The sequence below is a fragment of the Paenibacillus sp. RS8 genome (assembly GCF_041956825.1).
Lineage (GTDB): Bacteria > Bacillota > Bacilli > Paenibacillales > Paenibacillaceae > Paenibacillus_AQ.
Genome location: NZ_CP168131.1, coordinates 1,332,654 through 1,348,536, shown reverse-complemented (window position 1 = coordinate 1,348,536; position 15,883 = coordinate 1,332,654). Strand labels below are relative to the sequence as shown.

Here is a 15,883-nt window from a genome sequence, read left to right as displayed (position 1 = left end):
GATATTTAGATCATGGATGACCGATTAAGATATGCGCCTTGTGGCTATGTTTCTATCACCCATGAAGGAATAATCACCAATGTGAATCAGACTTTCTTGGACCGTATGGGGTATAAACAGGTTGATTTGGTGCATAAGCATTTTGAATCTATCATGTCTACGGCAAACAAGCTTATTTTTTATTCATACTTCTATCCTTTTATTAATCTAAATGGACAGGTGGAAGAGTTATTTATAAATTTGAAGGACAATGAAGGGAAAGCGATTCCATATTTATTAAATGGCAGACGGTTCGAGTCTGAAGGTGTAGAGATCATTGATTGTATTCTGGTACAGATGGGCAAACGCATTGATTACGAGCTGGAGCTTCGGTCTGCCAAGAAGCAGATAGAAGTAGCTTATTGGGAAAAGGATCAAGCACTTGCAGAGCTCAAGCGAATTCATTTGGAAATTGAACAGAAGCAAGCCGAGCTGCTGGAAATGAATGCCGTTTTATTAGAATTATCTAATACAGATAAGCTGACTGGACTGAAGAATAGAAGGTTTCTTCAAGAGAAGCTGGACGAGCAGATCGTAGGGTATGGACGGGATCAAGCGGTATTTTCACTGTGTATTATAGATATTGATCATTTTAAAAAAGTGAACGATACCTATGGGCATCAGACAGGTGACTATGTACTGGAGAAATTGGCGAGTATCTTGAAATTGCAATCTCGTGAAGAGGATATTGCGGCTAGATATGGCGGTGAGGAATTTGTACTTCTTTTACCAAATACAGATATCTCGGAATCAAAGATCATAGCCGAGAATTTACGGCAATCTATCGCATATTCAACTTGGGAAATGGGCCAGATTACGGTGAGCATGGGTATAGCTACGTTTATTCCATCCGATTCAGAAACCACCCTACTGCAAAAAGCTGATCAAGCGCTCTATGCCTCTAAAGAGCAGGGGAGAAACTGCGTCACGCATAGCATAGATTTGAATGAAAAGCTTCTTTAACAGGAGGCTTTTTTTTAATACAATAATAGTTATGCTGTGTAATATTGAAGTTATGAAAGGGGGTATGAACCATGCCCAATATCTTAATCGTAGAAGACGACATCGCATTGAATAACGGTATTGTCCTCTCTTTAAGGCAGGAGTCTCTTAGCTTTCTACAAGCCTTCACAATTAAACAAGCCGATCAATTTCTTGTCAGCCATGAAATTGATTTGATTATTTTGGATATTAATCTTCCTGATGGTAATGGTGCTGAATGGTGCGGAGAAATTCGCAAGACTTCCGCTGTTCCCATCTTAATGTTAACTGCTAATGATATGGAGATTGACGTAGTGACGGGGTTTGAGCTAGGTGCGGATGATTATATGACCAAGCCTTTTAGCCTCATGATTCTACGGGCGCGAGTAGCGGCTCTTTTGCGCAGAGCGGCTTCGGACAAGGGCGCCACATCTGTCCTGCGGATTGATGATTTCAGCTTTAACTTTGATGAGATGGAATTCACGAATAAAGGACAGCAAGTCGTTCTAAGTAAGACGGAGCAGAAGCTGTTGCGTCTGCTTGTCTTAAATAAGGGGATTACAGTTTCACGCGCTACATTAATTGATAAGATCTGGACGGATGGTACAGAATACGTGGATGAGAACGCATTGTCCGTTACGATTAGCCGCCTGCGCAATAAGTTGGAGGAAGTACCAGCAGCGCCTCGGTATATTCAAACGGTGTATGGAATTGGATATACGTGGGCGGTGAAATAACATGCCAAATGTTTATATGTATGTGATCGTGGCGGTAGTCGTTGCTGCTATTGCTAGTAGCTTGACCGCATTCATTTATAATCGCAATAACAAAGCTATGTTTAATCAAATAAATTCGATGTTGGATAAGGCCATTAATAATACGTTTGCGGAATCCAGCTATGATGAAACAATGCTGTCTCAAATGGAGACGAAGCTGAATCGATTTCTAATTGCGTCCACCACAGGTGAGCGGGATATTAGTAGGGAGAAAGATCGCATTAAGATGCTAATCTCGGATATATCGCATCAGACGAAGACACCCATTGCTAATATTCTACTGTATGTCCAGCTATTACAAGAGCAAGAGCAAACAGGCAGTCCTACAGCAGATCTGAGTAGCCAGATCGCACAGCAATCGGAGAAATTGAATTTCCTGATCCAAGCGTTGATTAAGACGTCACGAATGGAGGCAGGAATTATCTATGTCAATCCGCAGCCCAATCGAATCAAGGATTTAATCCAATGTACAGTTGCCCAGGTAGAAGAGCAAGCACAACTCAAGCATATAAGTCTCAATATAGAATGTGAAGAGGAGTTAACTGCCATATTTGATCCCAAGTGGACCGAGGAGGCCCTCTTTAATATTGTAGATAATAGCATCAAATACACACCTGAACAGGGTATGATTACGATCTCTACCACAGCATATGAGTTATTCATACGTATGGATATTACAGATACGGGTATCGGTATGGAGGAACATGAGATTAATCTGATTTTTAAACGCTTCTATCGCTCGCCTCAGGTGAGTCAGGTAGAAGGTGTAGGTATAGGACTTTACTTGACAAGAGAGATTATAACGATGCAAAAGGGCTATATTAAAGTGAGCTCTGCTGTTCAAAAAGGTTCCACCTTTTCAATCTTCCTACCGAGAGAGCCTTCTCCCTCCAAATCTTTCAATACTGATAGATTTCCGAAAGAAGCATGAAAGAAGTGGCTGTTATAGTCTATATCGTAGGATGCTAAAGGCATTTACGGTATAGATTTTTTCTTATGGAGGATGATTTCGGATGAAAATATTAGAGACCTGTGATCTGATGAAACATTATGGAAATGAACTGAATAAAGTACGCGCTTTAGATGGTATTAATTTAGCTATAGAGAATGGAGAGTTCGTTGCCATTGTAGGAACCTCGGGCAGTGGTAAATCTACATTGCTACATATGCTAGGAGGTCTGGATCGTCCTACTAGCGGTGAGGTATTGGTCGAAGGGAAGAACATCTTTGATCTAAAAGATGATGAATTGACGATTTTTCGTCGCCGCAAGATCGGGTTTATTTTTCAAAACTATAACTTAGTACCGATATTGAATGTATTTGAGAATATCGTTTTGCCCATTGAACTAGATGGGAATAAGGTAGATCAAGATTTTGTTGGACAAATTGTGACAACGCTAGGACTAGAGAGCAAGCTGTATAGCCTGCCTAATAACCTTTCCGGTGGACAGCAGCAACGGGTAGCCATTGCGAGAGCCCTTGCCACTAAACCAGCAATCATTCTGGCTGATGAACCTACAGGTAATTTGGACAGCAAGACAAGTATGGATGTGCTGGGATTACTTAAGGTAACAAGTAAGCAATTCAATCAAACGATCGTCATGATTACTCATAACGAAGAGATCGCTCAATTGGCGGACCGTGTGATTCGCATCGAGGACGGCAAAATTGTAGGTGGTGAGTAACATGATGAAGGTTTCCAATCGGAAGATTGTATCTCGGCTTGCCTTTGCCAGCTTTAAAGCTAACAAGACTAGAAATCTGATGGCGATTATTGCGATTGCATTAACTACTGTTTTATTTACCACGCTGTTTACGATCGGTATAGGGATGGGAGAGAGCTTTCAGAACCAAACGATGCGACAAAGTGGGGGTAGTGCTCATGGGGCACTTAAGTACATTACAGAAGAGCAGTTCAACGCGATCAAAGATCATCCGCTGATTAAAGAAATTGGTTATAACAAATTCATTACGTATGCTGATAATCCAGAGTTCTTGAAGCGTCCCGTGGAGATGCGGTATGAGGATGAAGCGGATACTAAGCTACGATTCACTGCACCAACGACAGGGCGTATACCACAGCAAGAAGATGAGATTATTACAGACAGCATGACCTTGGATCAGCTCGGAATTCCTCATCTGGTAGGTGAGAAAGTAACGCTGTCCTATACGATTAAAGAAAAGATTTACCATAAGGATTTCGTGTTAAGCGGTTTTTGGGAAAGTGACACAGCTTCCCAAAATGTGGGAACTGCGGTAGTGTCCAAAGCATTTGTAGATACGGTTTTGGCTGATATACCGCTCACCTATAAAACGGATTATGATATGACAGGTACAATCAGTGCAGATATTCTGTTCAGCAATAGCCGGAATATCCAGCAGAAGCTTGAACAAGTAGTTACAGAAAGCGGCTATACCTATCGTTCAGACGATAGTGTAGGTCCCGCGAGCTCCACCGATATTGAGGGTAATCCGAACTGGGCATATCTATCATCAAGTTTTAATTTCGATCCATCAACCCTCGTATCTGCCGCTGCAGCAGCGATACTGATTATTATCACAGGATATTTGATCATTTTTAATATCTTTCAAATCTCCGTCATTAAGGATATTAAATTTTATGGATTGCTGAAAACGATTGGAACAACGTCTAAACAGATTAAAAGCATGCTTACTAAGCAAGCACTACTGCTTTCTGTAATCGGTATTCCCTTTGGATTAGTAATTGGATTCGTCATAGGTAAAGCTTGTTTACCAATGATTGTAGGAGTCAGTGAAATTGGGGCCACAGTAGCCGAAGTGTCTCTGAATCCAATTATATTTATTGGAGCGGCATTATTTGCGCTAATCACTATATTTATTAGTACTCGTAAGCCTGGCAAGATAGCAGGTAGTGTTTCCCCTGTGGAGGCGGTACGTTACAGTGAGGTTACCGATCATATCCATAAAACCAGTAAGAAGGGTACCGATGGTGGTAAACTGCATAAAATGGCACGCTCTAATCTCAGCCGCAACAAAAAGCGTACGCTGTTAGTAGTATTGTCACTCTCGCTTAGTCTAGTAGTGCTTAATACTGTATTTACGCTCTCCAAGGGAATGGATATGGATAAGTATCTTTCGAAATTCGCAGATACGGACTTCCTGATCGGTCATGCCAATTATTTTAATCTGAATATGTTTCGTTCTGAAGAAGATGAGTTATCTGAAAGCTTTATTCATGCCGTAAAGTCTCAGCCAGGATTCGAAGAGGGCGGTAAATTATATTACAATTTGAGTGATAGTAAGATTCACTATACTGGCGATAATCGAATCGCTTATACCGGTCATAGTCTTCTTCTTCCTGAAGGCGATGATCAACAGCTTGATTTATATGGGTTAGAGGATTTGCCTTTCTCAAGGCTTGACATTGTGGAAGGAGAACTGGATTTAGACAAGCTTGCGACGGGAAAATATATCATTGAAGGATTACCTGCTGATGATCATGATAATGTTCAATGGGATGTCGACCGCTACAAAATTGGGGAGAAGGTACAGATCACTGTAGATGGTCAAATGCATGAATATGAAGTTCTAGCGAAAGCAAAAACAGACTATTATACGAATACCAATCGCAGGGGAAGCAGTTTTACGATGTACCTGCCTGCAGATGAATTTACTAAGATTGTTGAACGGCCTATAGTTATGACTTATGCATTTAACGTTGAGAAAAACTATGAGCAAGCTATGGATACCTTTCTGAAGAGTTATACGCAAGATACTGAGCCTCTTATGAATTATGACTCTAAGCTGACCTTACTAGATAGCTTTAAAGGACTACAAAGCATGCTTATCAATGTCGGTGGAATGTTATGCCTGATCATTGGTTTGGTAGGTATTTTGAATTTCATTAATTCCATGCTGACTAGCCTACTATCCCGTCGACAAGAGTTTGCGATTATGCAAAGTATAGGTATGACGGATAAACAATTACGTAAGATGGTAGTTTTTGAAGGACTATATTATGCAGCTGCGACGATCATTGTCTCGCTTGTTCTCGGTATACTCTTTTCCTATGGAGTTATTGGAGGTGTGGTCGGGAACTTGTGGTTCTTCAGTTATAAGTTCACCATTATCCCTTTACTGATGGCATATCCTGCGCTACTTGTCCTGTCTGTTATTATTCCGTATGTTGCCTTTCGGAGTATAAGTAAGCAAAGTATTGTGGAACGATTAAGAGATACAGTTTAAGCTTGAACAAAAGGGAACAGATTGGGCGAAAGGTCCAAGTCTGTTCCCTTGTTTTGTTTATCAGTGTGACTATTTATAAACGATACATCCTCTTTGCTCTAATTGCTCTACAATGTCTGTTCCCCTCAAGCTGTGATTCCATCTGAGATCCAGCTTCTCTAATCGATCCAGCTGTAGCAGGGAATCTGGAATTTCCTGCAGATGATTATCTCTTAGGTCAAGCTCTATGAGGCTGCTTAGTTGACCTATTTCCTCAGGCAGCTGATTCAGTTTATTTTTTCTAAGGTTCAGTCTTCTTAGCTTACTTAGTTTACCAATGGATAAAGGCAGTGCAGCGATTCGATTATCACTTAAATCAAGAATCCGAAGCTCTTCTATAGCACCCAAATGCTCGGGTAAAACGGTCAGTTGATTGCCATACAGATGGAGCTCTCTTAACCCTTTTATTCGTGTGATCGAATCAGGTAGACGTTCTAGCTGATTATAATAAAGCCGCAATTCAATTAGACTGCTCATTTCGCCTATATGGGTAGGTAATTGCTTAAGATGATTATCTGTTACGTTCAGATACTTGAGCTTCTGGAGATTACAAAGCTGCTCCGGCAGCTGTTCGAACTGATTATTGCTTAGATATAGAAAAGAATCCAACCCCTGCAGTCCGCCAATGCTATCCGGCAGTACTTTTAGTCGATTATGGCCTAAATCCAGCATTCGCAAGTGAACTAAACGACTGATGTTGTCGGATAACCGTTCGATTTCATTACCCGCATAATTTAGTACTTCTAATTCATCATGAAGGAAGAGCTGATCGGGAATCTCTTTAATGTGGTTGTTGTACATGCTCAGTTCTAGTAGAGGATTGCTCTCAAACACGACTTCTGGCGTTTCGGTAAGCCCTTTTCCGTCAAAATTATATCTCATGGAAGGTTCTCCTTTGTTATTGGTTCTGGTTTTGGTATCGTTACGATAGAATAACAGGATGATGATTTATTATCTGTATGTTGGCATACAAAACTATGGAATGTTTTAGAAAGGAATAATGAAATGGAAGCTTCTTTTTGGACGGGGACTCGCTTCTTTCAGGGGTTAACCCCGAAGGAGATTGAGGCGGTCTCAAGACTGTTCACATATAAGGCCTATTCCAAAGGTACCCTGGTGTTTGCAGAATCAGATCCAGGGGATCATGCCTACATTATCTATTCGGGAATTATTAGGGTGTACGCCACTACGAAGGGGAAAGAGCATACCGTAGATCTTTTTGGAAAAGGCGATTTCTTTGGTGATCTGGAAGTGATCCATCCCTCCAATGTAAGGGTGCTATCTGCCGTAGCTATGAACGATACAGTATTATTTGAGATTAAACGCGAGCCATTTGAGCAGATGCTTGCCAGCTACCCGTTGATTAAGGAGCAATTGATGCTGCTGCAAATGGACCGTTTATTTTTATCGAATCGGTTATTACATGAAATGAAATTTCATGATGCGAGAGCGCGTGCGGTCTTTACACTAAGAAGACTATACCAAAGATTCGGAATAGAGGAGCAAGGCAAGCAGATGATTGATCTCCGATTAACCCATCAGCAGTTCGCGGATATGATCGGAACGTTAAGGGAGACGGCTACCCTTGTGCTTAAAGATCTGCAGGAGCAAAAGATTATTGATATTCAACATCAGCAGATCACCGTGTTAGACCCGAAGTATTTACTAGAGTATACGGATTTCGATTGAGACGAGCAGTTCCGGGATCTTTTTCAGAGAATTGATTATTAAAGGGGTTATGAATGTGGCATGTAATCATTGTGTAGTAAGAGAGCTGAATTTTGAAATCAAGGCTCATGGTGAGCATAATCTAAGGATTTTACCTGAGGTTATTCATCACTTGAGTAGAAGTAATACGATACATAAGGTAGAAAAAAATGTGATTACGATTAAGGAGGCTGGGGTGCGGGATTTTCTAGATTTCTGTAATGACCATATGGAGTCGGAGCAGTTTGAATTCCGTATAGATGACCAAACATGGAGACCTCTATCCGAATTACCCACTGTACTTAATATGGAGTGGATTGATGAGGTTATAACTAAGGGCTTAGTTACTTGTCACTTCCAACCGATTGTGAACGTACGGGAAGAGATTTTTGCATACGAGCTCCTATCCAGATTTAAAAAAGAAGATGGGTCCCTTATCTATCCTAATGAGATTTTTGCGGCGGCACGGAATCGTGGGCGTTTATATGCTTTAGACCGGTTATGTAGAATGACTGCTGTAAAATATGCTGCACCCTTAAATAAAAAAACCTTTATTAATTTTATCCCAACGTCGATCTACACGCCAGAATTCTGCTTAAGATCAACCGTTGAACTGGCCAATCAATTAGGCGTCGATCCGTCTCTTTTTGTCTTTGAAGTTGTTGAGACGGAGAAAGTGGATGATCTCGCTCATTTGAAAGCTATTTTGACATATTACAAGGATCGGGGATTTGAATACGCTTTAGATGATGTTGGCGAGGGCTTCAGCACAATCGAGATGTTATTGGAGCTTAAACCCCATTACATGAAGCTGGATATGAAATATGTGCAGGGTGTGTCCAGCGATCTGAACAAACAGAAAATAGCTAAACAATTTTTACAAAAAGCTTTAGAAATCCAATCCGTTCCTTTAGCAGAAGGTGTGGAGTTTAGAGAGGACTTTGAATGGCTTAAGCAGAGTGGTTATCAGTTGTTTCAGGGATATTTATTTGGAAAGCCTGATCCTATTCCCAAACAGTGATCCTAAGGAGCATATCTCCGTCTAGAGGATGAGATGGATTTCAGGTCAGAGTCTGAGTACAGGTAAACCCCGGGGTTGTATAATTAAGGTAATTGAGAAGGGGGACGGGATGGATATGAAATGGCATAAGTACATCACGCGCTGGGCGGATTCTAGAGGGTTAGGTGGACGGGAAATTGATTATCAATGGCCGTCTCCATCATTTCCGGTGGTAAGTATCCGCAGCAATTTAGGTCGATACTCAGGTCAGGGGTATGGTCACGGAAGCAAGCCACAAGTGAAGACGGCTGTTGGTTTAATTGCTATTGGAGATGTAGCTATAGGCTTGATATCCATAGGTGCAATAAGCGTCGGTGTACTATCCGTAGGTGCTATATCACTGGGGATGTGGTTAGCGCTCGGAGCGATAGCACTTAGTTGGCTTGGCTTTGCCGCGGGAGCAATTGCGATTGCAGGAGTGGCTGTGGGAGCGATCGCGATAGCCGAAAAAGCATTGGGAGCGATAGCCATAGGCGATACGGCGTTTGGGGCGATAGCCATAGGGCGAATCGCTGGAGGTGCGGTAGCTATTGGACAATGGGCATATGGTGTAATCGCTGTTGGAGAGCATGGTTTCGGGTTAATTCCGATCACGGGTGATGTGTGGAATTGGTTCCGGCGTTTGTTTGGGCTAAGAGATTAAGCCGCTAAGCAGTTCTAAAGTATCATTCATAGTCTGGGATAGTTAATAAAAAATATCTATCAGAACAGAAAAACTAATTGCAATTACCTATTCGGATTTCATACCAATTAATCATGCGATCAGATGTAGCGTTATGTTACTCTTTGTAATGTATTCGAAACTTCATAGGCAAACCTATGGAAATGTAGGGACGCAAAGCTATAGGGACTAAGGTTATTATAACTATTGTCAGCCAGCTGCCAAAGAGTGTATTACGCTTTTTGTTAAAATATAAGTGAGTATAAGTTATACACCTATACTTAATGTCTTATATTTCTCGCTTAAACGCGTATCGTCCTTAGAAGGGCGTCGGGGCGTTTATGCTTGTTAAAGTTTAATAAAAATTAAGTCTTAATTTTTATGGACTTTATACGCAATCAAGCTACTCTTTTGGGGTAGTTTTTTTTGTGCCCATTTTTGGGTACTGAAGAGATTCATATTACATCTGGGGGTAGAAAAGATGAAAAAAATGATTGCAATCGCTACATCGGCAGCCATGATAGCCAGTTTTTCGAGCGAGGCAGGTTATGCTTTAGCAAGTGATGTAAGCAAGGTAAGTGTAGTGAACAGCGTAGTACAAAGCAAAGCTGAGCTATTAAGCAGTGCGTCAGTTATTCCGTTTGATCTGTATGGAAAGGCTATCCTTAGCGCTTATAACGATGTTTTTAAAATGAATCCTGCAAATATTAAATCCATCACGAATAATGGTGGCAACTACTCAGGTTCACCAATAGCTAAGGCTATTGATGGCGATATGAGTACGCATTGGGAAACGGGCAAACCGAATAGCTCAACGTTTACGAACGAGGTTGTCTTTGTTTTTAATGAGTCCACGGAATTAAATAGAATCGTATATGCTGCAAGACAATCCGGTGCAAAGGGTAAGGGGTTTGCTCAGGAATTTGATATTTATGGCTCAACTACGGATGCAGGCGATTTTACACTAATATCCTCTGGAGAATATAAAGGCGGAGCAGGAGATGTTGTGGAGATTGAGTTTGCACCTACAGCTTTCAAGAGACTTAAATTTGTCTACAAAAAAGCTAACCAGGATTGGGCGAGTGCGGCTGAATTTTCTTTTTACAAAGAAGATGCCATATCGGCAAAGATGAAAAACTTATTTACAGATGATACCTTGAGTCAAGTTAGTGCAGCATTTAATACGGTAGAGAAGTTAACCGCTTTAGAACAAGAAGTGCAGTTACATCCACTGTACACGCAGTTTCAAGCAGATATAGAGAATGCAAAGGTGCTTCTGGAAAACCATCAAGTAGAGGAAACGGCAGCTAAGGTTTCGAAGTTAAAGGGGTATGGCACAGCATATGAAAATGCCTATAGCGAAGCTTACAGAATGCCAAACTCAAACGTATCAAAAGTAACGGTGAATGGTGGAAGCTACCCAGGTACGAAACCGGAATACATGCTCGATGATCTGCCGAATACACATTGGGAAACGAACAAAAATAATGACGACAGCTTCACGAATGAAGTCGTGTTTGAATTAGCACAGGCCAAAGTATTAGACAGAGTGGCTTTCCTGGCTAGAGATAATCGCAAAGGGTTCCCAGAAGCTTTTGAAATCTATGCATCAGAGACGAGTAAGGGAGAGACCTTTCAGCTCGTATCTAGCGGAACCGCGACTAGTACGAACGACTTTCTGGAGTTTAAATTCGAGCCTACGAAGTTTAAAAGATTGAAATTCAAGTTCACAAAAGCCAATATTAACAGACCTTTTGCGGCTGAATTTAGATTTTATACAGAGGATAAAGTAAGCGAAGCTGTGAATGGTATTTTCACAGATGGAACGATGAGTGCGGTTGTTCCTGCTTATAATAGCGCCAATGCAATCAATGAATTAGAAGAGGCGGCAAAAGTACATCCGCTCTATCCAATCCTTAAAGACTCATTGGATTTGGCTAAGAAGCTAGTAAATGGTGAAGTTCAAACCGAAGGCACCATTATTGAGGCTGAACAGCGTGGGGATATGAAAAAGCATGCACAGCAAAACCTGAGAATTGGTTTCGGTACGAACAACCAACCTACGGGACTCGTTGCAATGCCTGGAGATACGATCAATATTTATGTAGATGCAGCTTCTACTGATAAATTACCTGCAATAGTATTTTCGCAACAAGAGGCGGCTTGGAATGTTTGGGCTAGAAGCGTGCAATTACGTCCTGGTAAAAACACTATAACCGTTCCTGAGTTTGCGACGAATAGTTATTATGCACATGATGTGACTAAGGGCGGTACAGTGTATATCGTCAATCCATATACAGCTGAAGAACAAGGGAAAGCACCTTTGATCCGGTTTGAGGGGCTTACGAAGATCCCTATGATGACAAAGACCACAGATCCAGAACAATTCAAAGCCTTCCTAACCACCTACAAACAAAAATTAGATGAAGATAAGGCAGCACATCCGAATGTTCAAGATCGCAAGCTTATTGATGTGGTAGAAATGGTCAGCGATCATGTTATTTTTACAGGAACGGCTACAGAAGCCTATAACAAGTTTATTACACAAGAAAACAATCCACTGAATACCGTAACCGGCTATGATACTTGGATGAAGACGATCTTTGACTTCTACGGCTTGGATGGCAGCAGCGAGATTCATGATGCCAAGCTAATTCGTGAAAATATTCGATTGATGCAGCCTTATGGTGCAATGTATGCCGCGGGAGATCATACTGGGATACAAATTGGGACCGTAGCGACGATGTTAGGTGATTTTAACAAAGTCTATCCAGGTTGGGGATTGAATCATGAAATTGGGCATCGCTTGGCTATGGGTGAACGGGAATATGGTGAAGTAACTAATAATATGGTGTCTATGTTGATGTCAGTCTATGCGGATTCTATTGATACTCGTATTCCTTTTGAGAGTGATATTTATAAATATGTCCTCGAAGAAAATAAAGTGGTTATGAATCAGCAGGGCTTATTTGCACAGCTCGGTGCCTACTGGCAGTTGGAATTGGCGCACCCTGGTTACTGGACCGAACTGACCAAGCTGTACCGCGAGCGAAAGGTATCCCTTCCTAACGGTGACAATTCCAAGCAACAGTATTTAGTAGAGTTCTCCTCCGAAGTGTTGGGGCTGGATTTAAGCAGCTATTTTGCCAGACATGGCTTCACTGTGAATCCAGAAACGAAAGAGAAGCTGGCTAAATATCCAGCACCGAAAAAGCTATGGTATTTAAATAACTCGGTGGTTCATTATGAGGGCACAGGAATAGCAGATAAGAATGTTGCCATAAAGGTTAATATCACACCTAACGCTACAGCTAAATCGAACACATTAAGCTTTAGTATGAATAAGGATCTGAAGAAAGATTTCTTAGGGTATGAAGTGTATCGAAATGATGTGTTGGTTGGTTTTACCGGGACTGACCAGTTCGTGGACACGAACGTAGATAGCAGCGTCAATTATACGTACAAGATTGTTGGTTATGATAAGAAGCTGATCGCATTGAAACCAGTGCAGGTTAAAGCCTTCAAGCCAGCCCTGTCTGTTGAAGATCAAATTACATTAAAGCTTAATCAAGCCTTTGACCCGATGAAGGATGTAAAAGCGGCTAACTATCAAGGCAACGATATTACTGCTGATGTTACCCTGAAATCAAATACCGTTGATGTAACACAAAAAGGTGACTACGAAGTTGTATATGAAGTGAAGAACGAAGGGGTTACAGAAACTAAAACTACACAGGTTACGGTAACGAGTGACTATGCTTATATCTCAGACCTTAATGCCAAATCAGTCGTTGTTGGTTGGGGTGAATTAAAGAAAGATAAAGCCGTTTCTGGTGGAATCATCACCCTTGTTCGACAAGGGCTAGCTGCGACTTATGCCAAAGGAATTGGTGTTCATGCCAACTCTGAAGTTGTTTATGATATTGAGGGCAAAGGATATGACTTCTTTGAAAGCTATATCGGAATCGATCAAGCGATGAAAGGAAAGCCATCTTCTGCAACCTTTGAAGTGTATGTAGATGGTGAGAAGAAATTCGCGAGCGATGTTTTCCGGGCAGGAACGGAGCATGGATTCGTGAAAATACCAGTGACAGGCGCGCGCGAAGTGAAGCTGGTTACCACAGATGCTACAGACGGTAATGCTTCAGATCATACGGTATGGGCGGATGCAAAGTTTACGAATACTTCAAGCAAACCGATTATCACAGTGCCGGAAGAGACAACTTTCGTGAAGTTGAACAGTGAATTTGATGCTTTGACCGATGTGACTGCCTTTGATACGGAAGATGGTAACTTGATTGGAGCGGTTGAAGTAAAACCGAACGGGTTTACTTCAAGCAAAACAGGCACCTACAACGTCGAACTGTCAGTTACAGATCGGGATGGGAATACAGCTGTAAAGACTAGAACAATAGTTGTTTACAGCGCTAGTAAATACTTGAGTGATATAGCTTGGCAGTCGGCAAGAACGGATTATAATGTAGTTCGTAAGGATAAGGCAAGTACTAACAACCCGATTAAGCTACTTGTAAATGGTGTAACCAAAGAGTTTGCGAAGGGCTTAGGAACGCATGCTAACTCTGAAATCGTGTATAATCTGGAGGGTGCTAATTTCGAATATTTTGAAACGTATGTAGGGGTTGATCGAAATATCCCAGAGCAAAGCAACTCTAGTGTGATCTTCAAAATCTTCGCTGATGGGGTAGAAGTGTATAATAGCGGACTGATGAAATTTGGCTCGGAAGCTAAATTAGCCCGAATCCCTGTAAAGGGTGTAAATGAATTGAAATTGGTGTTAGATAATGCAGGTAACGGAAATGCTTCAGATCACGGCGATTTCGCGGATGCGAAGTTTATGATTCTGAATAGTACGCCTGAGCTTACCATAGCTAAATCTGTATCCACTAAAGTAGGACAGGAAATAGCAGTAAGTGCAGATTATTCGGCAACGGATTCAGAAGATGGTGACTTGACGGCTCAAGTAAAGGTTACGGGTGAAGATCAAGTTAAATGGGGCAGAGCTGGAAAGTATCCGATCACTTACACAGTAACCGATAGTGATGGAAATACGACTACCAAGACTAGAACAATAGCCGTAGTAGACATGACGGACTTTACGTATCTGACGGATTATGATTGGAATTCTACTCAGAACAGCTATACTGCACCTTTGAAGGATAAATCAATTAGTGCCAATGCACTGAGATTAACAGGCGAGGGCAATCAAATAGTGTCCTACGAAAGAGGGATTGGAGCGCACTCTAACTCGACGATTGTATACGATCTAAGCGATAAGAACGCGGACTACTTCACTTCCTATGTGGGTGTAGATCGACAAATGTACGGTTCTGTCGGTTCGGTGAGCTTTGAAGTATTTGTGGATGGAGAGAAGAGATTCGATAGTGGTGTCATGGGCTCCAGAGATCCACAGAAATTCATCGAGTTGGATATTAACGGAGCCAAGGAGCTGAAATTAGTCGTTACGGACGGCGGAAATGGAAACGGATCTGACCATGCCACATGGGGGGGAACCAAACTACATTTCGCGAATGGAGATCACCTGTTCACTGGAGATCTGGAACAAGCGATTGCAGCGGCTAAAGCAATCTCTCTAGATGGCTTCACGGCTGAGAGTATAGCGGTATTTACGGCCAGCCTCACGGGTGCAGAAGCGGCTTTGGCTAATTCTGCTGTCACACAAAGTGAAGTAGATGCAGCAGTAGCGGCGTTACAACTAGCAATAGAAGGTCTGACCGAAATAGACCTTACGCAAGTCATTACTATTGCAGATCCTTATCTAAGTACTTCGATCAAGACCACATTAGGCGTATCTGGAGACCTAACGCTAGGTGACATGTATAACCTTACGACGTTAACCAGCGAAACCAGAAGAGCCAGATCTTTGGAAGGTCTACAGTATGCTAAGAATCTTGAGACGCTAGATATCACTGGAAATGAAATCACTGATTTCTCCCCGCTACAAGGACTAACTAAACTTACGAGCTTATTGGCCGATCCTCAAATGGTAGAGGTAGGACAATTAAAGGGACCTGTAGTTGAATTTATCAATCCGGTGAAAGGGATCGATGGCAGCAAAGTGATCCCTAGTTCGGCTGGTGTCAGAAACACTGGAACATTTAAAGAAATCATGTTTGATGTGAATGAATGGGCAGCTAATCCGGATGTGTTCACTATAGACCTATCGAACGAGGAGAAGGGAACTTACATGTTGGGGTTAACTTACCAAGTTGCAGGTAATCTTGTGCAATTGATTTCTTTTATTGATAACAAATAAATCCCATAGGCAAAAGAAAACAGGCGAATTGTGGTGTGTTCAACCATGATTCGCCTGTTTTTTATTGAGATATAAAAATGTATAAGTTTCACGCTATA

10 protein-coding genes and 1 riboswitch are annotated in these 15,883 nt (G+C 41.6%); of the genes, 9 read left to right on the top strand and 1 reads right to left on the bottom strand.

Annotated features, from left to right (window positions below):
• Positions 1-12: 12 nt before the first annotated feature.
• The 5 genes from ACDZ28_RS07260 (at position 13) to ACDZ28_RS07240 (ending at position 6,023) form a co-directional block, all read left to right on the top strand.
• Positions 13-1,002, top strand: a complete 990-nt coding sequence (locus ACDZ28_RS07260) for a sensor domain-containing diguanylate cyclase (protein WP_375104325.1) — start codon at positions 13-15, stop codon at positions 1,000-1,002.
• Positions 1,003-1,073: 71 nt separating this feature from the next.
• Complete coding sequence (locus ACDZ28_RS07255) at positions 1,074-1,757, top strand: response regulator transcription factor (RefSeq protein ID WP_375104324.1); 684 nt, start codon at positions 1,074-1,076, stop codon at positions 1,755-1,757.
• Between the two features lies 1 nt (position 1,758).
• Positions 1,759-2,727 (top strand): HAMP domain-containing sensor histidine kinase, encoded by a 969-nt coding sequence (locus ACDZ28_RS07250; RefSeq protein WP_339267884.1) that lies wholly within the window; start codon positions 1,759-1,761, stop codon positions 2,725-2,727.
• An 82-nt stretch (positions 2,728-2,809) separates the two neighbouring features.
• Complete coding sequence (locus ACDZ28_RS07245; protein WP_339267882.1) at positions 2,810-3,481, top strand: ABC transporter ATP-binding protein; 672 nt, start codon at positions 2,810-2,812, stop codon at positions 3,479-3,481.
• A 1-nt stretch (position 3,482) separates the two neighbouring features.
• The gene (locus ACDZ28_RS07240) at positions 3,483-6,023 is read left to right on the top strand and encodes an ABC transporter permease (protein WP_375104323.1); all 2,541 of its coding nucleotides are present in this window, start codon (positions 3,483-3,485) and stop codon (positions 6,021-6,023) included.
• 69 nt (positions 6,024-6,092) lie between these two features.
• Here ACDZ28_RS07240 and ACDZ28_RS07235 read toward each other — a convergent pair whose 3' ends face one another.
• On the bottom strand, positions 6,093-6,944 hold the full coding sequence (locus tag ACDZ28_RS07235) for a leucine-rich repeat domain-containing protein (protein ID WP_375104322.1): 852 nt from the start codon (positions 6,942-6,944) through the stop codon (positions 6,093-6,095).
• Positions 6,945-7,067: 123 nt separating this feature from the next.
• On the opposite strand from ACDZ28_RS07235, the gene ACDZ28_RS07230 reads away from it, so the two are divergent.
• From ACDZ28_RS07230 to ACDZ28_RS07215, 4 genes are all read left to right on the top strand, one after another.
• Positions 7,068-7,751, top strand: a complete 684-nt coding sequence (locus ACDZ28_RS07230) for a Crp/Fnr family transcriptional regulator (RefSeq protein WP_375104321.1) — start codon at positions 7,068-7,070, stop codon at positions 7,749-7,751.
• 49 nt (positions 7,752-7,800) lie between these two features.
• Positions 7,801-8,790 carry an EAL domain-containing protein gene (locus tag ACDZ28_RS07225; RefSeq protein WP_375104320.1) on the top strand — a complete coding sequence of 330 codons (990 nt, stop codon included), beginning with the start codon at positions 7,801-7,803 and terminating at the stop codon, positions 8,788-8,790.
• Positions 8,791-8,905: 115 nt separating this feature from the next.
• Positions 8,906-9,472: a hypothetical protein gene (locus ACDZ28_RS07220; protein WP_375104319.1), complete on the top strand. Its 567-nt coding sequence runs from the start codon at positions 8,906-8,908 to the stop codon at positions 9,470-9,472.
• Between the two features lie 157 nt (positions 9,473-9,629).
• A riboswitch (cyclic di-GMP riboswitch) is annotated at positions 9,630-9,716 on the top strand.
• Between the two features lie 255 nt (positions 9,717-9,971).
• Entirely contained in the window at positions 9,972-15,785 is a 5,814-nt protein-coding gene (locus ACDZ28_RS07215; RefSeq protein ID WP_375104318.1) for an NPCBM/NEW2 domain-containing protein, read from the top strand.
• Positions 15,786-15,883: the final 98 nt, after the last annotated feature.

Coding starts and splice junctions, on each gene's coding strand:
- ACDZ28_RS07225 (WP_375104320.1), top strand. CDS start 7,801: ATGAATGTGGCATGTAATCATTGTGTAGTAAGAGAGCTGAATTTTGAA.
- ACDZ28_RS07260 (WP_375104325.1), top strand. CDS start 13: ATGGATGACCGATTAAGATATGCGCCTTGTGGCTATGTTTCTATCACC.
- ACDZ28_RS07245 (WP_339267882.1), top strand. CDS start 2,810: ATGAAAATATTAGAGACCTGTGATCTGATGAAACATTATGGAAATGAA.
- ACDZ28_RS07250 (WP_339267884.1), top strand. CDS start 1,759: ATGCCAAATGTTTATATGTATGTGATCGTGGCGGTAGTCGTTGCTGCT.
- ACDZ28_RS07235 (WP_375104322.1), bottom strand. CDS start 6,944: ATGAGATATAATTTTGACGGAAAAGGGCTTACCGAAACGCCAGAAGTC.
- ACDZ28_RS07255 (WP_375104324.1), top strand. CDS start 1,074: ATGCCCAATATCTTAATCGTAGAAGACGACATCGCATTGAATAACGGT.
- ACDZ28_RS07220 (WP_375104319.1), top strand. CDS start 8,906: ATGAAATGGCATAAGTACATCACGCGCTGGGCGGATTCTAGAGGGTTA.
- ACDZ28_RS07240 (WP_375104323.1), top strand. CDS start 3,483: ATGATGAAGGTTTCCAATCGGAAGATTGTATCTCGGCTTGCCTTTGCC.
- ACDZ28_RS07230 (WP_375104321.1), top strand. CDS start 7,068: ATGGAAGCTTCTTTTTGGACGGGGACTCGCTTCTTTCAGGGGTTAACC.
- ACDZ28_RS07215 (WP_375104318.1), top strand. CDS start 9,972: ATGAAAAAAATGATTGCAATCGCTACATCGGCAGCCATGATAGCCAGT.